Here is a 16,394-nt window from a genome sequence, read left to right on the forward strand (position 1 = left end):
GGTTTACACATTGGCAGCTTCGATAATTCGCTCAGCCGCAATAGAGCCATCTATTTCCTGAGAGTGGGCATCATAAAAAGCGAAAACATCGTTCACTTGAGCTTGACTTCCTACAAGGAAAATACTTAAAATACCACAAATACCACCAAGCAAAACTTTTTTAAAATAATTTACACCACCTGCCAGTGGTAACTCATTTTTTGTCAAGGTGATTATTTCTGGAGATATCGCTTTAGTGTTGCGTTGAAGCTCTTGCCAAGTAGGAGGAACTTCAGCAGGATTCTGGCTAATCACAGGCAACCAACTAGCACAAGGAAATTGCTCCTCTAAACCGTGCAACCTTTCCCGTGCTTCCCGCACCGAAACATACAAAGACTTCCCACTTGAAAACCCCACAAGAAAACCTTTTAAAAATTCTTGTGCAACTAGATCGGGAACTGATTCTCGCATGACTATAACTTGTGGAATGTTTAATTTCTCTAGTTCGTGAGCCAATCCTAATCCATCACAGGAGTTAAAAATCGCTAATTTCAGCCCCTCTTTGATGGCTTTTTTTAAAGCATATTTTAATTCTTCCATAGTTAAGCTATCCGTCTGATTGATACAAATTCGACCTTGTTCAAAATTGTTATGGCTCGAACTATGACCAGCAAAAAATAGGATATCCCATCCCTTTTCATCGCAAAGATATCTGTTTAACTCGCTACGCTGCGGCTCTGCAAGAAATGTCATTTCGCAATTGGGTAACTTCTCTAATAGTTCTCGTTCTTGCTCGATATTAATGCCTGTACTATTACCAAGAATAGCTAAAATTCTAACTTTATTTCGAGAGATAGCTTTGGTTGCTCTTTCGACTCGTTTATATTGATTTGCACTGAAAGCAACTTCAGCTTTGTTGTAAAGTTCAAAAAAATTCCAGAGATGCCAAGGCAATTGTCGCAGCCGAGGATCTCCAGTTTGAATTATAAACCGGAATTCATCAGAAGGATCTAAGTTTACAAGTAGTTGTTCTTTAATAGGACGAAACAGCTCTGAGTTAAGCCACTCATTTAGACTGTGACTCAATATTTGAGCGGTTTCTTTAACACTAATCTCCGAAACATTGGTAATTTGTATAGGTTTTACTTCTATTTTTCGGCAATGTAATCCTAGTAAGTTGTAGATTGAGTGCCAATCTTTATATAGTCCGTAAATTTCAGGAGCTGGCGGCAATCTACCTGTAATTTTAATAAATGGGAAAGAAGCATTTTCTGCAATCTCTAAGCTCGCATAAAAACCTTGTGTAAAATTACCATCGATTGTTAAAACAACTAACTTATTCATTACTATTACTTAAAAGACATGACAGTGATTCAAATAACAAAATTTTCCGTTATAGTGGTATTCTCAAGTGCAACTTTTACGCTAAAGCAATCGCCAGTTGAACCACTTATTGACGGTATCTGAATCAAATTATCAGTTTGTCTAGATTTCACTTGAAACAAAACCTCATTTGATTCATCTAGCAAAATTAGTTGCAGATTGGGTGGCAGATAAGTTTGTCCAATGGCAGGATAAACCTGCAATGAAATGTCAAATTTTTCATTTGATTCTGGAGTGACACCAACAAGCAGTGCTAATAAATGACTGGCTACTCTTATTCCCAAGTCAATCACCTTCGCACATCTAACTTCTTCAACAAGGTCTCTATCGACAGCAGACCTAAAACAGAAAGATGGTTGTGTTCCTAAAATTTCTTCAACTGTCTGCCAACCTGGTTCAATAACATTCTGAAACCATTGGCTCAATTTGATAGAGTGGGGTATGAGCGCAACTTCTGACACAGTTTCTAAACGCACATCCAGAACAGGAAACCCTAATAAATCTGGGATTTGCCCGGTTTTGAACATCCACTTAAGCACCTCACTGTCTTCGGGGGAACTGCTGAGATATAGCAATACACTACCTGCTTTGATTTCCTCTAGTGTCATCTCGACATCTCCCACAACATTTTTTAAATGAGCAATAATAGCTTCCGCTCGTGCTCTGTTAACTTCGTCAACAGTGCCGCTCAACACTAGCATAAATCGGGCCTGAGTGTCTTCAGGCTTTGGAGAGTTGGGTGTCGGAAAATGACTGTCTTCACCAGTGCGATTTGAATCGGAATTTGATATCACTTTGGTTGCTGTTTCCTCCGCTTCTAGTTCTGAATCAAAGGGTGTGGACTTTTCGCCCAGTAGCTCAGGCTTGTATTTGGCAAAAACGTTCAACAAGTCAGCCCGCCTAGACCGACGTTCACCTGAAGAGTCATGTAACCCAAAAGCTTTGCATATCTGTGCAATTTGGGTTCTGACGGTTCCGGGTTCAATATTTAGAGACTGGGCGATCGCCGAATCTGCCTGACCAGCCAATAGCATCCGCAACACTTTCATCCGCTTGGCTGGCAGTTCTGCGAAGGTTTGCTCAAATTTAGACTTATCAAGGTTTTGTATATCCATACGACCTATGATACTGCATATTATAGTCGTATGCACATTGTAGCCTTATGCAGAATCTAGCAATGTCTTAATAATTGTTTACCTTGAGATTTTTGCATTGCCCTTGACATTTACTGTGCAACGTGGTTAATATCCAAACATTCATTTGCAGATATTTTTATGCAAATGTAGAGACAGCTACTGAGAAATTATGCTTCTCCTGCCTCTTAACCCACTTGGAGCGCCACGCCAGATGCTGACACACAGCAAAATGGCACTTGTGTCTCAAAACGACGAAAAACGGCGTTCCACTGAGGAATCGCCGCTAGTCAAATAAATACACCTCAAAGATAGCATCATGGGCAACTTATTTCTACATGACGATCGCCCGTCGCGAAGCCCGCGACAGGCCAACGGCATCATCCTGCTGTGCGAAATTCTCCTCATTCTCTTGCAAGCCAACACTTCCAGCGACAAATGGTCGCAACTGCAACAACTTTGTCCAGAACTAATCGAAACTCACTGGCGTGGCTACAGCTATATCCGGCTGTTTTCCTGCTGCTTGTTCGAGATGCTTATCATCCACCTACCACCAGCAACAGATACCGGCATTCACTGTCACGATTCTTGGTACAACGTGAATATTTTGATTGCCGGCGAAGCAGCAATTGACAGCAAATACAAAATTCGCGGCGGCAAGCCGAAACTCGTTCAAGAACAGAAACTCAGCAAAGGGCAATTCTCTCAATTGATGCGCTATCGCCCTCACAATCTCTGTTGTCCAGAATCTGCGATCGCCCCAACTATGACGCTTAACATTCATTTCCCCAACCGAACTGAATCTTAAACGATTGGCGATCGCATTTTTCACGCTCAAATGCGATCGCCTCCCCACAGCTAAATTTTGCCAATCATCATACACCAACACTCTTACTTGACGAGGAAAAATCAGATGACTACCTGCCCTTACAAAGACAATTCCAGCCTCAAAAAATTGCCCTGCAATTGGCATTCCCACCCTGAAGACTCAAACATCCGGCTGTGCGACTGCGGCAATTTCTACAAAATCAATGAATTAGTCGAGCCCTTCCAAGGTTCGCAGTCTTTCTTTGTTGTCTTGACTATCATCATTTTGATACTCGGTCAAGCTGTCCGCTTTGAGAAACCGGGTTTGAATACGCCAGTACCCCAAAATTACAATCAGCTCAAAGAGCTCCGGTAGCAGGATTCACACCTGCTTGTAAAAAAGTCGATCGCCCCTTCTCTAAAAAAAGCAAGGGGCGATCGACTTTTTAACTCAATCGACTTTTTAACTCAATTAATTAATGACTGTGCCCGTGCCCGCCGTGAGAATGCCCGTGCCCGCCATGAGAATGCCCGTGATCCCCATGAGAATGACCGTGCCCATGAGAATGCCCGTGCCCTTCATGAGAATGACTGTGCTCGCGCTGCGCGGAAGCCAAACTCGGATTAACAGCAACCGCAGTTTCACTCAACAACGCTTCAATCTGCGGATTTGCCCACTCAGCCGCCATTTTCAGAAACTCTGGATGGTCATTCACGCAAGGCAATTTGCGGTAAGTAACTCCTTGACGCTGTTTCTGCAAAGACTCAATAATGTGGTCTACATCTAACAATGTTTCGTGATTTTCTGTCGCAAATCCGATCGGCATAAAGACGATCGCAGTTGCACCCAGATCGATCAAATTCTTCGCAGCCAACGTCGCATCCGGCTGTGTCCATTCAATCAGCGGTGTGTCGTGATTCAGCCAGCCCACCGAAATCAAAGGATAGCGATACATCAAACGTTCCCGCACGCGATCGTACAAAGCTTGACTTTCCACAATTCCGGAAGTAAAGCCCTTCGCCTTGTGCGGACAACCGTGATTCATCAGCACAATCCCTATCTGAGAAGGCAAATGCGCTACAGCTAAATCGTTCTTAATTTCCTCTTCAACCAAATCCGCCATTAGCTGGATGTAAGCAGGTTCATCGTAAAAAGAAGGAAGGTAGCGCTGTCCTTTTACCCAATGTTCCTTACCATCAAAGGTTTGTGCTAAAGCTTTATTCACCTGTTCGACTGCAATGCCGCTGGTGAAAACAGAATCAACTACCAACAGCGGATAAATCAGAATTTTGTCAAATCCTTCTGCTTGAATTTGAGGGATTACTTGTTCCGGCAAAAACGGCGCGCAAAAGTTAAAAGCTTTGAACACTTTTACTTTATCGCCCCATTTGTCCTGTAAATTCTTTTCAATCCCAGCGCGCTGCTGTTCAAAAATTGCATTGTGCGGCGAAACGAATTGACCGTGTTGGTGACTCCACTCGTGCAAGTCAAAGATTGCTAAAATCTTCGCCAGCGGCGGATAAATCCAAAGCGGTACTGGCGCAAACTTTGCCGTAAGCAAATTTAAAGCTTGTTCGTTGTAGTTGGCAAAATCGTCGTAGCTTTCGACTTCGCCATAACCCATCAGCAATACAGCAACCCGATCGTTACTTGCGGGTGCTGCAGATGTTTTAGACTCGATTTTTTCTGGAGAAGCAACCACTTTGTATTCCTCAATTTTATTTATTCTAAGAGATCCAGGCAGGATGAAGGGTGAATGGGAGATTTTTCATTGTTTGCGATCGCACGACTGACGTGCGCGGGGCTGATTCCCGGTTTCTGCGCCCATACTTCCCGGTCAAACCTCTTATTTATCCTAGAAACCGGATTGATGAGCATCAGTCCTAAGTCGGTTTTTTGACCCTGACCCGAAATTCGTAGGGCAGCTAAGCTGGCAGGCCTCTAATTTTCACAATCCTGTTTCTTTAAGCTTTTGTGGGGTCAGCTTCGACGCCGCCGAAAAAGTTAAATCTAAATACAGAACAGCTTAAAACTAGAATCAGCCTTTGCTAAGCTTGACAGGAGATGGGGCGGGGGGGGATAAGTTTCATGTTTTCTTAAGACTCCCTCACTTTGCCTCAGATTAATGCCGTTTGGAGCGTTCCCAGCATTTAACTTGGGGGGATACTCTTCAAACTTGACTCTATTATAAGTTTAACACCCTATCCCCTGGGGTAGTATATGATATAGTAGCTATATGATAAAGTTATGTTGCGAACTATATTAACTTTCTTGACGAACTATGAGACTGGTAATTTGCCCCGGAGTCCACGAACCAAAGCTAACCGACTGTTTCCTGACGGGACTTTCGGGGCTTTGGGGACTGGCAGCCGATCGCCAAAACCAGCAAATAGTCGAGCCTGTCAAGATTTTTCCCGCTCATAAATATCCGCCTTTTTCAGCTCTTGACATATTGCATTTTTTGTGCAGCGAAGACTTAGCAGGAGAAAGTCTAGTATTTGTCAGCTTTTCGGCAGGAGTAGCCGGGGCGATCGGGGCGGCTTGGATGTGGCAGCAACTCGGCGGCAAAGTCGGGGCTTTTTTTGCCTTAGACGGTTGGGGAGTACCCCTAGGGGGCAATTTTCCCATCCACCGAATCAGCCACGATCGCTTTACGCACTGGAGTTCAGCAATTCTCGGTGGCGGTGGAGAAGGCTTTTATGCAGATCCCGCGATCGAACATTTGGATTTATGGCGAGATCCCCAAACGGCAAAAGGCTGGCACGTCAGCCAAACCGCTGCCGGGATTGAGACTGTCGCACCCACAACCGCAGCAAAATTTTTAGTCCACCTATTGAAACAATACGGAGTCCAATCAGTTGTTTAATCTAAATTTAGTATCCTCAGCGATCGCACCTATTGCCACCATCGCCCGCCTAGACAATTCTCTCACTTCAGGCACAACAAACAGCCTCAAACAGTGGTTGATATTTAGTGCCTCAGCTTTTTTAGTATCAATTCCAGTCTTCGTGCAAGCACCGTTAGTGCGTTTATATCCAACCATCAGTTTGCTATCAACTATCCCCTGGTTCGTTCTGAGTTTAATTCTAATTTTCCGCCCCAAAACACAACTTTGGGGAGATTTATTATTAGGATTTGCCGGATGCTGGCTGGCAGGTTCTATCTATTGGGGCTGGTTCAGATGGGAACCTATTTTACATCTACCTATAGAAGCAATTGGCTTACCTTTTGCTATTTGGTGCTTGGGCAAATCTTGGGGAAAAGTTGGCGGCTATTTTTATTTAGGTTCTCTATTGGGTACTGCCATTACTGATTTATATTTTTACTTAACAGGCTTGATGCCCTACTGGCGCCAAGTGATGCACGCGGAACCGGAATTAGCAATGCCGATTTTTCAAAGTGCGATCGGTCAAATCGAAACTCCTTGGGGCATAGGCTGTGCTATAGTTTTAATCGCTGTGTTGCTAACAGTCGGTTTGCTGAGTTTGCGCGATCGAGAACTGCACTGGCGCGCTTTCAGCGGCGCGGTGTTAAGCACGCTTTTGGTAGATGGTTTATTTTGGCTGGCTGCTTCTGCGGCTTAAGATTTATGATTGGTTCCTATGTTGGTAATTTTTGACCGCAGATGTGGGCGGATTGACGCAGATTAACGCAGATTTTTTGATAGATGTAGTCTTGAGATTCCTGACTTCTTTAAGAAGCCGGGAATTTTGGTATTTAGTGAACAATTATGAGTTAAAATCTAAAATCTAAAATCTCAGAATCCAAAATCAATATCATGTCTTTCATTTCAATTCGCGGTGTAGAACATTATTACGAGTGGATAACGGCAGATAACAGTGTCCAACCCAGCGGCAAACCAGTGATGGTATTTATGCACGGCTGGGCGGGATCAGCGCGCTACTGGGAAAGCACGGCACGGGCTATTGCTGATGATTTTGATTGTTTGCTTTACGATATGAGAGGTTTTGGTCGATCGCCCTTGCCAAAAGAGCCTCCTGAGTCCAGCTACGAACTCGAAACCTACGCCCACGATTTAGCGGAATTATTAGAATCTCTGAATTTAAGTCGCGTCTTTCTCAATGCTCACTCCACAGGTGCATCAATTGCTACTTTATTTCTCAACCTTTACCCCGAAAAAGTAGAAAAAGCAATTCTCACTTGCAGCGGGATTTTTGAATACGACGAGAAATCTTTTACAACTTTTCACAAATTCGGTGGCTATGTGGTAAAATTTAGACCCTCTTGGCTGGCATTCATCCCGTTTGCCGATCGGCTATTTATGGCTCGGTTTTTGCGCCGTTCGCTGCCCACAGAGGTCAGTCTGGCGTTTCTCAAGGATTTTTTAATGGCAGACGAGCAAGCTGCTATAGGTACAATGGTGACGGCCGTCAGCAAAAGAGCAGCCGAGGAAATGCCCCAAGAATTTGCGCGGCTGAGTGTTCCCACACTGCTTGTGGCCGGAGAATTCGATCAAATTATCCCCGCCGTCATGGGAGAGCAAGCCGCCTCCCTCAGCAAAAAAGTAGAATTTGTTATAATTCCGAATACGGCTCACTTTCCGATGCTGGAGGATGCCGCAACATATTTGCAGCGAATTCGAGAATTTTTGCCAGCAGCGGCTTAGCTGAGTTATTGTTCATCTAATGTACGATCGGACAAGCAAGCTTTGAGAACGGCTTTTGCTCCGATCTTAATTTTTAATTCCTAATTTCTTAATGCGAAAGGTGGTACAATGAACGACCTCGACCAATACTATAAAGTGCTGGGACTGTTGCCGGGAGCTTCCAGAGAAGAAATTAGCCAAGCCTACAAGGATTTAGCGTTCATTTGGCACCCCGATCGCATCCCCAAAGACAATCCCAGACTACTACAGAAAGCTGAAGAAAAGATTAAGGAAATTAATCAAGCTCGCGAACAATTGCGATCGATTCAACCAAGAGGTCAGAATCAGAACGTTCAGCAAAAACATACTCAGCACAAAAACACCCAGCACAAAAACACCCAGCACCAAAACACCCAGCAACAAAACGCTCAGTACAGAAACACTCAGCAACAAAATACCCAGCAACAAAACGCTCAGTACAGAAATACTCAGCAACAAAATACCCAGCAACAAAATGCTCAGTACAGAAATACTCAGCAACAAACTACCCAGCAACAAAATACTCAGTACAGAAACACTCAGCAACAAAATACCCAGCAACCCAATACCCAGCAACCCAATACCCAGCAACCCAATACTCAGTACCAAAACACTCAGCAACCCAATACTCAGTACCAAAACACTCAGTACCAAAACACTCAGTACAGAAATAGTCAGTATCCAAACACCCAGCACCAAAACACCCAGCCACCACCGACCACCCCAAAAGAACCCCGCTACTCTTCTGAACCCTCTTCAGGAAAATATGCTGGAAATTATGCGGGAAACTATGGGGGAAACCCAGCAGGACCCTATTCAGAGGCGTCCCGCTACCAATCGCAGCCGCCGCCATCTCAGTCTTACCGCCAAGCTGGGCCGCAAGCTCCCGATTTGAGCGGTTCCAACTTCCAGGGAGCTTCCTTAAAAGAAAAGGATTTTTCAGGGAGAAACTTGAGCAATGCAAACCTAAGTGAAGCCGACTTAAGCGATACTTTTCTACACAATGTCAACCTCACAGGCGCGAATTTGCACAAAGCAAACTTGTTCAGGGCCAATTTGTTAGGAGCTTGTTTGATCAATGCCAACTTGAGAGAAAGCAACTTAATTGGAGCCGATTTGAGCGGTGCAGACTTGAGCGGTGCTGACTTAACAGGAGCGAAAATCGGTTACGGCGATCGAGTTATGGTCAAACTTACCCGGACTACATTAACAGGTACAATCTTACCCGATGGTACTGTTCATAGCTAAATTATTTAGTTTTTAGTCAGTATTAACAGGTACAATCTTACCCGATGGTACTGTTCATAGCTAAATTATTTAGTTTTTAGTCAGTGGTTGTAGACGCGGGTTTTACCCGCAATATTTGCTGCAACTCCAAATACAAAAAAATCCGCCCTTTGCGAATTTGGGATAAAAACTTATATTCTGTCCGCTAGAAAAACCGCAATAAAATTGGTTCGTAGTGAGGGCATTCGTCATAGTTTTAGGAGGACTTGCATTCCTCGCTGCGTACCCATAATGCTTAAATTACTTGATATCTTTTCGGCTTGAAGCGGAATAATAAAATCGAGTCAATAGTTAACACTCAACCATTTAGTTTTTCGACCCCAAGTCAACAATCAACAGTCAACAATCATGAGGAGTGCAACCGGAATTGATATGACATGATATTACGCGATCGCGATCGCACAAACCGAGTTTTTTTACCCGGTTCAAGAACGGCAACGAGGTCTTATCGTTCATCAAACCCCGTTTCTGTCTCCAACAGGGCTAATCGAGATTCATATTACAGCAACCGCCAAAATGGTTCCTGTTCTGTTTTTCCTTCTTCCTTCTTCCTTCTTCCGACTGACATCCGTTACATCCGTTACATCCGTCGAGCGAATCCGTTGCCGAACTTCCTTCCGTTATTAATTACTTCCGCCACGGCGATTGCGTAACTTTCGTCCAGCAGCCAGCATAGCGCCTCCCGCCATCAAACCCCCCATAGTCATCGGTTCAGGAACCGGCTCAGGCTGAACCGTCCCCACAGAACCGCCTTTAATAAATACAGCAGAATCTAACTTGCCATCGCCCACATCTTTAATGCGGATACTGAGAACATTCGTCTGATTTTTCTTGAGCAAACCCTCAAAACCTAAAACTTTAGTAAAACCGTCCAGCTTAATGATGTTAGCAGCAATACCTGTGAAACTTGGGTTGTCAATATAGTCGGGGTGATCTTTAGAGCGATTATATGGATCTGGAACAAGATTATTAATCGTAACTGTTTTTCCGTCGCTCAATTTTGCCAAATTAATGCCGTTCAGCAGCAGTTCAAAATCGTCATTATATTTAGAACCGCCGAACTCAGGAAACTCCTCAGAAGCAAATACATATTGAAAGAACAACTTTTCAACTGTCCTATCAGCAAAAAAGCTGAGGTTTAGCTGAGTCAGATCCCCCTGTTCACCCTTAGGACCAAAGTCCGTGCTTAAATCGCTGTCCTGTGTCGTGAAGTTATCTTTCCGATTCTGACCCGGTATATCGGCGACTTTACCAGTGCTCAGAACAACACCTGATTTCAAACCGAAGGGGTCATTAGTGAAAGTACCAAAAGCAGCCGAATTACCCGTAATTGAAACAGAGAAATTACTCAACCCGACTGTATTAGCCCCCAATAAATTATTTTTTAAAATCTCAGTGTTATTAGTTGCCCCTACCGAAAATGCCATTGCTGGTGCTGCCAACAAACTCAGAGCAGTAGTTAAGGTAGCTGTTAAGCCAGCAATTTTGTGAGTAATTATCATAAATTTTTCCTAGAAGATACAAACCTGATCCAATGCACAACTTCATTTTTACATTATATAAGTATCAATGTCTAGGGCCTTTACAATAACTTTACACATAAGTGTATATACGCTTTTTGGGGCTAAATTTTTTGGTAGTTCTTGGCAATTAGTCAGCCTTTAAACCTCAGCGCAAAAATACGGATGCAAAAATACAGTTACACAGACTAATAATTTCAGGACTTACGCACTGGAGACAAAAGAAACCGGGTTTTAATACCGTTTGCGCTCTTCAACATGACTAATGACTAATGACTAATGACTAATGACTAATGACTAATAGCTAATGACTCATGAAAGATGACCTCGCCCAAAAAAACCATACAAGCCCCCGATTCCTGTCGTAAAGAGATCAAAATTTTTCGCCCTAGTTCAACATCCCAGATTCATCTGTGGAGTAAATCTAAAATCGTCGAGTCACCGAAGTCTCGCCTCCCTCTAAAATCTAAAATCTCTAATCGACTGACTGATGACTAATACCCCCTTGGTTCTCCTTCCCCGCGCCGATCGGCAGCCCCTTCCAACCAACCGTCTGCAGTCAGGACGATCGCATTGGCATTGCCCCAGCCGTCACGTTCGAAAATCAGGTGTCCCCGCCGCCGCAACTCCGAAAGCGTCGCAGCCTCAAAACCTCCTCGTTCCACCATCAGGCGATCGGGTTGCCATTGGTGGTGAATTCTAGGTGCAGATACAGCATCGCCGACATTCATGTCGTAAACCAACACATTCAACACAATTTGCAACACCGTGGTAATAATCGTGCTGCCTCCGGGAGCTCCCGCAGCGAGGCGAAATTTGCCATTTTCTGTCACGATGACCGGCGTCATGCTCGATAAAGGAGTTTTGCCCGGGGCGATCGAATTTGCCTCCCCGCCCACCAAACCAGACGACAAATTCGGCACTCCCGGCGCCGCTGCAAAATCATCCATCTCGTTGTTGAGCAAAATTCCCGTACCTGCAGCCACGACTCCTGCCCCAAAACCCCCATTCACCGTAAAAGTCAAGGATACCACATTGCGATCTTTGTCAACTACCGTGAGGTGGGTAGTTTCTGGAGACTCCCACAGGAGACGGTTCAAAGTTTCAGCGTCAACAGCTTTTACCTCGCTGGAGGGTCTGGCTTTTGACATTTGGATTTGCGATCGTCTCAATTTGCCATAATTCCTGCTAGTGAGAGCTTTGACCGGTACACTCACAAAATCCGGGTCGCCCAAATACTTTGCCCTGTCAGCATAAGCAATCCTCATGCTCTCCGCCAGCAAGTGCAAAGTATCTGGACTTTGCCTCCCCAACCTCTTGAGATCAGTATCTCCCAGAATATTTAAGATTTGCAACAAATGAACGCCGCCGGAAGAAGGAGGCGACATCGCGCAAATTTCGTAAGTGCGAAAGTTGCCGCAAACCGGATTTCGCCAAATCGGCGTATAGTTTTTCAAATCTTCCAGAGTGATAAGGCCGCCGTTTTTAGCCATATCGGCGGCGATCGCCCGCGCAATGTCCCCAGTATAAAAACTCTGCGGATTTTGTGCAATCTGCCGCAAAGTCCGCGCCAAATCCCGCTGCACCAAAAGCTCACCCGGCTGGTATAAAATGCCACCACGAGTAAAAACCTCCCGCGCCGCCCGGTTTTTTTTGAACACATCCTGTCGTCGCCCGGTAGCCGTGGTAAACCGCGAACTTACTGGAAAGCCATTTTCCGCCAGGGCGATCGCCGGCGCCACCACCGCAGCCCAAGGCAACTTACCATACTCGCGGTGCACCGTATAAAGTCCAGCAACAGTACCCGGAATACCCGCCGCCAAATGCCCGTCCCGACTTGCCCTTGGGCGCACCTTACCTTGCTTGTCGAGGTACATATCCCGCGCCGCCCTTCTCGGAGCTCGTTCCCGGAAATCCAGCGCTTGCACAGTCCCCGTTTCGGCCCGCCGCAGGAGCAAAAAACCCCCGCCGCCGATACCCGCCGAAAAAGGCTCCACCACCGAAATCGCCAAAGCCGTAGCAGCCGCCGCATCCACTGCATTGCCTCCCTGTTGTAGCACGGCCAGCCCCGCAGCGCTCGCCAGAGGGTGAGCTGAAACTGCCATGCCCTGTTTGCTGCGCTGCTGCTGCAAGGTTGGGTGTAGCTGCTGGCAGCCGCCCAACACCAAGACTGTTAGGCAACAAGTATAAATTTGCACTTTGCTCAAGAACTTTGGCAACATTTTTTACGGGTGAGGCGAGGATTTTTTATAGTATACTTTTAGGAGCATCTTCCCTAAAACCTAGCGGTACTGAGTTCAACCGCAAATAAATTACCTGTTATGGCAGATGGGGAAACGATTTGACCCTGGTAACCTCTCACGGTACAAGAGGAAGAGAGAAAAGAGGGACACCTTATGGCAATTTAATAATTAAACAAGTTGAAAAAAGCATTTTTTTTGAGAATATACTGATTTCAAAAAAGCTGATGAACTCAGAAAAACGGCGTTGCTGATTTACTGTAGTAAAAACTAAAGAGGCAAATCCTATAATCGGAATTTTCAATTTATTTTTTTTCAGATCCTGATTAAGCAATGCCCAGCAAAACAATCAGTATTTTAGGTGATTACTATGGCAATGCAACAGCTAGCAGGCTTAGCCCTAGCATTTTTTTTGCAGTTGTTCGACAGCAGGTGAGTAAATCAATAAAACTGGATTTAGTAAATCTTGCTCTCAAGTTGGATTAAATAATTATAATTAGGTTTATAGTGAGGAATCAAAGTCCTCACTCGCCCGCCCCTGGCGCATGACAAACAATTTTATTCCCAGCGATTAACCGGAATCAATCTTAGTCATAAACCCAGTTTTTTAGTAGCTCTATAGTTCTCAAACCAATAATTTGGGGTGAGTCCGGGTTTTTCTGGGTAAGTCCTATTTAACCAAAAAGATGTGATCGAATTTATGACAACACCAGTCCCCGGAAAAAACCCTCAATCCCTAGCAGCCGTCGCCTTTGTATCAGACAAATTGCCCCCCAAATAATAGTCTGCACTCCGGCGGCTAACGGCTGTTCCCTCCTTATGGTAGATAACACTGATCTCGGTAAGCCTGTTATATTGGCAGTATGTAGGCAAGTTTCCGGGCTACAGGTACTTGCATGTAAATAAGTTAGAGTGTCTGCAGAGAGACTATACTTCGGCGAACAACTACCAAACCACACCTAATGCAAGTTATGAACAGCCAAAAAGTCAGCGTAATCATTCCTGCATTCAATGCTGCCGACACTCTGGCCGAGACAGTTGCCTCCGTACTCAAGGGCACCCACAAGAATCTAGAAATTTTAATTGTTGATGACTGCTCTACTGACGCTACTGACAAAGTTGCTGCTAAGCTGGTCGAGCAAGATTCGAGAATTCAATACTTCAGGAATCCCCAAAATTACGGGGTTTCTAAGTCGAGAAATTTAATGATATATCGCGCCACAGGCGAGTATGTAGCGTTTATCGACAGCGACGATACCTGGGAATCCAATAAGTTAGAAGTTTGTTTGAAGATGCTCGCAGACAATCCCGAAGTCAAAGCTGTGGCTCACGCTTTGCGATATTTAGACAAGCATGGTAAGAAGTTGAGTTATATTCCCACCTATCCTACAACTAAAGCAGAAATGCAGGCGATTAAGGAGACAGGCGAAAGTCCTTGGGTTTTCCCGTCTTCTGTTGTAGTCGATCGCTCCATTCTTCTCAAAGAAGGCGGGTTTGCAGAAGATTGGGAGGTAGGAGAAGATACAGAGTTATTTACCAAACTTGCTCAAAAGTACGGCTTGCTAGCGGCGACAGAACCTTTGGGAAATTATCGAATTAGAGGAAACTCTCTCACGGATAAGCACTGGCTGAAGAAGCGCATAGCTTCTGATTGTGTCAAGGAAAACCAATTGCGACGCTTGCGGGGAGAAAAAGAGTTATCACTCCAGGAGTACGAACAATTATGTTTTAAGAATTTGCCACTTTTGCAAAGGCTTAACAAATTTCGAGAAGTTTTGGCACTGCACTACATGAGAAAGCTGGGACAAAGTTGGTTAAATCGGGAGGTTTTGCCTACTATTGTTTACGGCGTCGCTACCACAGTGCTCAATCCTCAAGCTACTGTGCACAAGTGGAAATGGATGAAGACTCACGAAAAGTTGAGTCATCAAACCGCAGAAGGTATCAGTCATTCGCCACAATTAAACCCCCAGCGATCGTCTGAAATCGGGGGACTGTCTTAAAGGATGTTATATTTGTATAGCCTTTCTCAGTAACATCAGGTGCTCTCGGATATAGGGCATAGGGCATACCTCATTTTATAGAGAACTGCTATATGCGGGTTTAGTCGAGAAATTAGGTACTGTCAATAAATCCGAATCGACGAAGCCGATCGCCCAGGGGCTAATTAATACGCGATATTGGGGTTTTGAGCCGTATTTGACTGTTAATATTATGTCGGAGCAATTACCCGCAATACTAATTACAAGCGCTTGTAGCCGTGCGGTGGGAGACAATATAAAAATTTTTGAAAGTCGCCAGCCGATGTCAGCGTTGATTTATTGGACCGCCAGCTTTAACCCTATACAGGGCGAAAATAGCAGCGATCGCCAGCCGTGCTATTTGCCCCTACAACAGTTAGAATAAATAATGTATAAGTAAAAAAGAAAGTTTTTGGAATTAAAAAATGGGTAGCAAACCCCTTTTTGCTGCAGAAAATAAAAGCAAAAATTTATCAAACATTCTGCCTTCTACCTTCAGAGGGCGATCGCCTTTTTACTTTGAATTAGATTGAATTTATGGACTGGCAAGAAATTTCTGGCAATTGGGTATTAATTCCTTCAAGACCGATCGCGATCGTACATTTTCTAGGCGGTGCATTTGTGGCGACAGCACCGCAACTCACCTATCGCTGGCTGTTAGAGGCTTTGGGGAATCAAGGATATGTTGTAGTAGCAACGCCGTTTGTCAATACTTTGGATCATATTGCGATCGCCCGCGATGTCCTCAACAAATTTGAAAATGCCCTCGATCGCCTACGCGCCACTAAATTGCTCAAATCTTCCTATCTCCCCGTTTACGGCATGGGGCACAGTATGGGATGCAAACTGCACTTGCTGATCGGTTCTGTATTTGACGTAGAAAGGGCAGGCAATATTCTGATTTCTTTCAACAATTATGCGGCATCCGAAGCAATCCCGATCGTCGAGCAAATTTCCCCCGTCTTTAACGTCGAGTTTACCCCTTCCCCGCAAGAGACTAATCGCCTCGTCCAAGATACCTATCAAATTCGGCGCAATCTTTTAGTCAAATTTAACGGCGACAACATCGACCAAACCCTGCTGTTGACCAAACTGCTAAAAGCACGATTTCCCGACATGATTACAGTTCAGACTCTGACTGGCAACCATCAAACGCCCTTGGGGCAAGATGTTAGCTGGCCTGTGGGTCAAATTTTTACGCCATTCGACGCGATCGGGCAGTGGGTCAAACAAGAAGTGTATCGAGAATTAAATGAATTAAAACGGACAATTCTGCTGTGGCTTAATCCTACCTCGCGCGTTTAAGTAGTCAAACAAAATTAATTACACAAACAACTAATATGATATAATAAAAAATATCAAGTTGTGTTCAAAGAAG

14 protein-coding genes and 1 pseudogene are annotated in these 16,394 nt (G+C 44.6%); 9 read left to right on the forward strand and 6 right to left on the reverse strand.

What is annotated here, in order from left to right:
• Positions 1 to 3: 3 nt before the first annotated feature.
• The 3 genes and pseudogenes from QUA04_RS19050 to QUA04_RS29985 all read right to left on the reverse strand — a co-directional run.
• A complete protein-coding gene (locus tag QUA04_RS19050; RefSeq protein WP_333259214.1) occupies positions 4 to 1,323 on the reverse strand; it encodes a CHAT domain-containing protein in 1,320 nt (439 codons plus the stop codon).
• A 29-nt stretch (positions 1,324 to 1,352) separates the two neighbouring features.
• A complete protein-coding gene (locus QUA04_RS19055) occupies positions 1,353 to 2,249 on the reverse strand; it encodes a DUF1822 family protein (protein WP_333259217.1) in 897 nt (298 codons plus the stop codon).
• Between the two features lie 48 nt (positions 2,250 to 2,297).
• Positions 2,298 to 2,477: pseudogene (locus QUA04_RS29985) on the reverse strand (LuxR C-terminal-related transcriptional regulator); the annotation flags it as partial.
• 337 nt (positions 2,478 to 2,814) lie between these two features.
• Between QUA04_RS29985 and QUA04_RS19060 the strand changes: the two are divergent.
• Both QUA04_RS19060 and QUA04_RS19065 read left to right on the forward strand, forming a co-directional pair.
• Complete coding sequence (locus QUA04_RS19060; protein WP_333259220.1) at positions 2,815 to 3,303, forward strand: hypothetical protein; 489 nt, start codon at positions 2,815 to 2,817, stop codon at positions 3,301 to 3,303.
• Positions 3,304 to 3,408: 105 nt separating this feature from the next.
• Positions 3,409 to 3,678, forward strand: coding sequence for a hypothetical protein (locus QUA04_RS19065; protein WP_333259222.1), 270 nt, complete (start codon positions 3,409 to 3,411; stop codon positions 3,676 to 3,678).
• A gap of 100 nt (positions 3,679 to 3,778) precedes the next feature.
• Here QUA04_RS19065 and QUA04_RS19070 read toward each other — a convergent pair whose 3' ends face one another.
• Complete coding sequence (locus QUA04_RS19070) at positions 3,779 to 5,005, reverse strand: ferrochelatase (protein ID WP_333259225.1); 1,227 nt, start codon at positions 5,003 to 5,005, stop codon at positions 3,779 to 3,781.
• Between the two features lie 579 nt (positions 5,006 to 5,584).
• On the opposite strand from QUA04_RS19070, the gene QUA04_RS19075 reads away from it, so the two are divergent.
• The 4 genes from QUA04_RS19075 (at position 5,585) to QUA04_RS19090 (ending at position 9,196) form a co-directional block, all read left to right on the forward strand.
• Positions 5,585 to 6,169 (forward strand): hypothetical protein, encoded by a 585-nt coding sequence (locus tag QUA04_RS19075; protein ID WP_333259228.1) that lies wholly within the window; start codon positions 5,585 to 5,587, stop codon positions 6,167 to 6,169.
• The gene (locus tag QUA04_RS19080) at positions 6,162 to 6,887 is read left to right on the forward strand and encodes a DUF3120 domain-containing protein (RefSeq protein WP_333259233.1); all 726 of its coding nucleotides are present in this window, start codon (positions 6,162 to 6,164) and stop codon (positions 6,885 to 6,887) included. Before QUA04_RS19075 ends, QUA04_RS19080 begins: the two co-directional genes overlap by 8 nt.
• 194 nt (positions 6,888 to 7,081) lie before the next feature.
• Positions 7,082 to 7,930, forward strand: coding sequence for an alpha/beta hydrolase (locus QUA04_RS19085; RefSeq protein WP_333259236.1), 849 nt, complete (start codon positions 7,082 to 7,084; stop codon positions 7,928 to 7,930).
• A gap of 108 nt (positions 7,931 to 8,038) precedes the next feature.
• A complete protein-coding gene (locus QUA04_RS19090; protein WP_333259239.1) occupies positions 8,039 to 9,196 on the forward strand; it encodes a pentapeptide repeat-containing protein in 1,158 nt (385 codons plus the stop codon).
• A gap of 662 nt (positions 9,197 to 9,858) precedes the next feature.
• Here the strand turns inward: QUA04_RS19090 and QUA04_RS19095 are convergent.
• Positions 9,859 to 10,737 carry a choice-of-anchor L family PEP-CTERM protein gene (locus tag QUA04_RS19095; RefSeq protein ID WP_333259242.1) on the reverse strand — a complete coding sequence of 293 codons (879 nt, stop codon included), beginning with the start codon at positions 10,735 to 10,737 and terminating at the stop codon, positions 9,859 to 9,861.
• Positions 10,738 to 11,249: 512 nt separating this feature from the next.
• Positions 11,250 to 12,977: a gamma-glutamyltransferase gene (gene ggt, locus QUA04_RS19100; protein ID WP_333259245.1), complete on the reverse strand. Its 1,728-nt coding sequence runs from the start codon at positions 12,975 to 12,977 to the stop codon at positions 11,250 to 11,252.
• A gap of 989 nt (positions 12,978 to 13,966) precedes the next feature.
• On the opposite strand from ggt, the gene QUA04_RS19105 reads away from it, so the two are divergent.
• The 3 genes from QUA04_RS19105 to QUA04_RS19115 all read left to right on the forward strand — a co-directional run bounded on the left by QUA04_RS19105 (position 13,967) and on the right by QUA04_RS19115 (position 16,321).
• Positions 13,967 to 14,998 (forward strand): glycosyltransferase family 2 protein, encoded by a 1,032-nt coding sequence (locus tag QUA04_RS19105; RefSeq protein ID WP_333259248.1) that lies wholly within the window; start codon positions 13,967 to 13,969, stop codon positions 14,996 to 14,998.
• 211 nt (positions 14,999 to 15,209) lie between these two features.
• Positions 15,210 to 15,401: a hypothetical protein gene (locus QUA04_RS19110; protein ID WP_333259251.1), complete on the forward strand. Its 192-nt coding sequence runs from the start codon at positions 15,210 to 15,212 to the stop codon at positions 15,399 to 15,401.
• Positions 15,402 to 15,553: 152 nt separating this feature from the next.
• On the forward strand, positions 15,554 to 16,321 hold the full coding sequence (locus QUA04_RS19115; protein WP_333259254.1) for a DUF1350 family protein: 768 nt from the start codon (positions 15,554 to 15,556) through the stop codon (positions 16,319 to 16,321).
• The last annotated feature ends 73 nt before the right edge of the window (positions 16,322 to 16,394 follow it).

Origin of the sequence: Microcoleus sp. S13_C5, from assembly GCF_036700845.1 — a bacterium.
In the GTDB taxonomy this organism is placed as follows: Bacteria; Cyanobacteriota; Cyanobacteriia; order Cyanobacteriales; family Microcoleaceae; genus Microcoleus.

Coding starts and splice junctions, on each gene's coding strand:
- QUA04_RS19050 (WP_333259214.1), bottom strand. CDS start 1,323: ATGAATAAGTTAGTTGTTTTAACAATCGATGGTAATTTTACACAAGGT.
- QUA04_RS19060 (WP_333259220.1), top strand. CDS start 2,815: ATGGGCAACTTATTTCTACATGACGATCGCCCGTCGCGAAGCCCGCGA.
- QUA04_RS19065 (WP_333259222.1), top strand. CDS start 3,409: ATGACTACCTGCCCTTACAAAGACAATTCCAGCCTCAAAAAATTGCCC.
- QUA04_RS19075 (WP_333259228.1), top strand. CDS start 5,585: ATGAGACTGGTAATTTGCCCCGGAGTCCACGAACCAAAGCTAACCGAC.
- QUA04_RS19085 (WP_333259236.1), top strand. CDS start 7,082: ATGTCTTTCATTTCAATTCGCGGTGTAGAACATTATTACGAGTGGATA.
- QUA04_RS19090 (WP_333259239.1), top strand. CDS start 8,039: ATGAACGACCTCGACCAATACTATAAAGTGCTGGGACTGTTGCCGGGA.
- QUA04_RS19095 (WP_333259242.1), bottom strand. CDS start 10,737: ATGATAATTACTCACAAAATTGCTGGCTTAACAGCTACCTTAACTACT.
- ggt (WP_333259245.1), bottom strand. CDS start 12,977: ATGTTGCCAAAGTTCTTGAGCAAAGTGCAAATTTATACTTGTTGCCTA.
- QUA04_RS19105 (WP_333259248.1), top strand. CDS start 13,967: ATGAACAGCCAAAAAGTCAGCGTAATCATTCCTGCATTCAATGCTGCC.
- QUA04_RS19110 (WP_333259251.1), top strand. CDS start 15,210: ATGTCGGAGCAATTACCCGCAATACTAATTACAAGCGCTTGTAGCCGT.
- QUA04_RS19115 (WP_333259254.1), top strand. CDS start 15,554: ATGGACTGGCAAGAAATTTCTGGCAATTGGGTATTAATTCCTTCAAGA.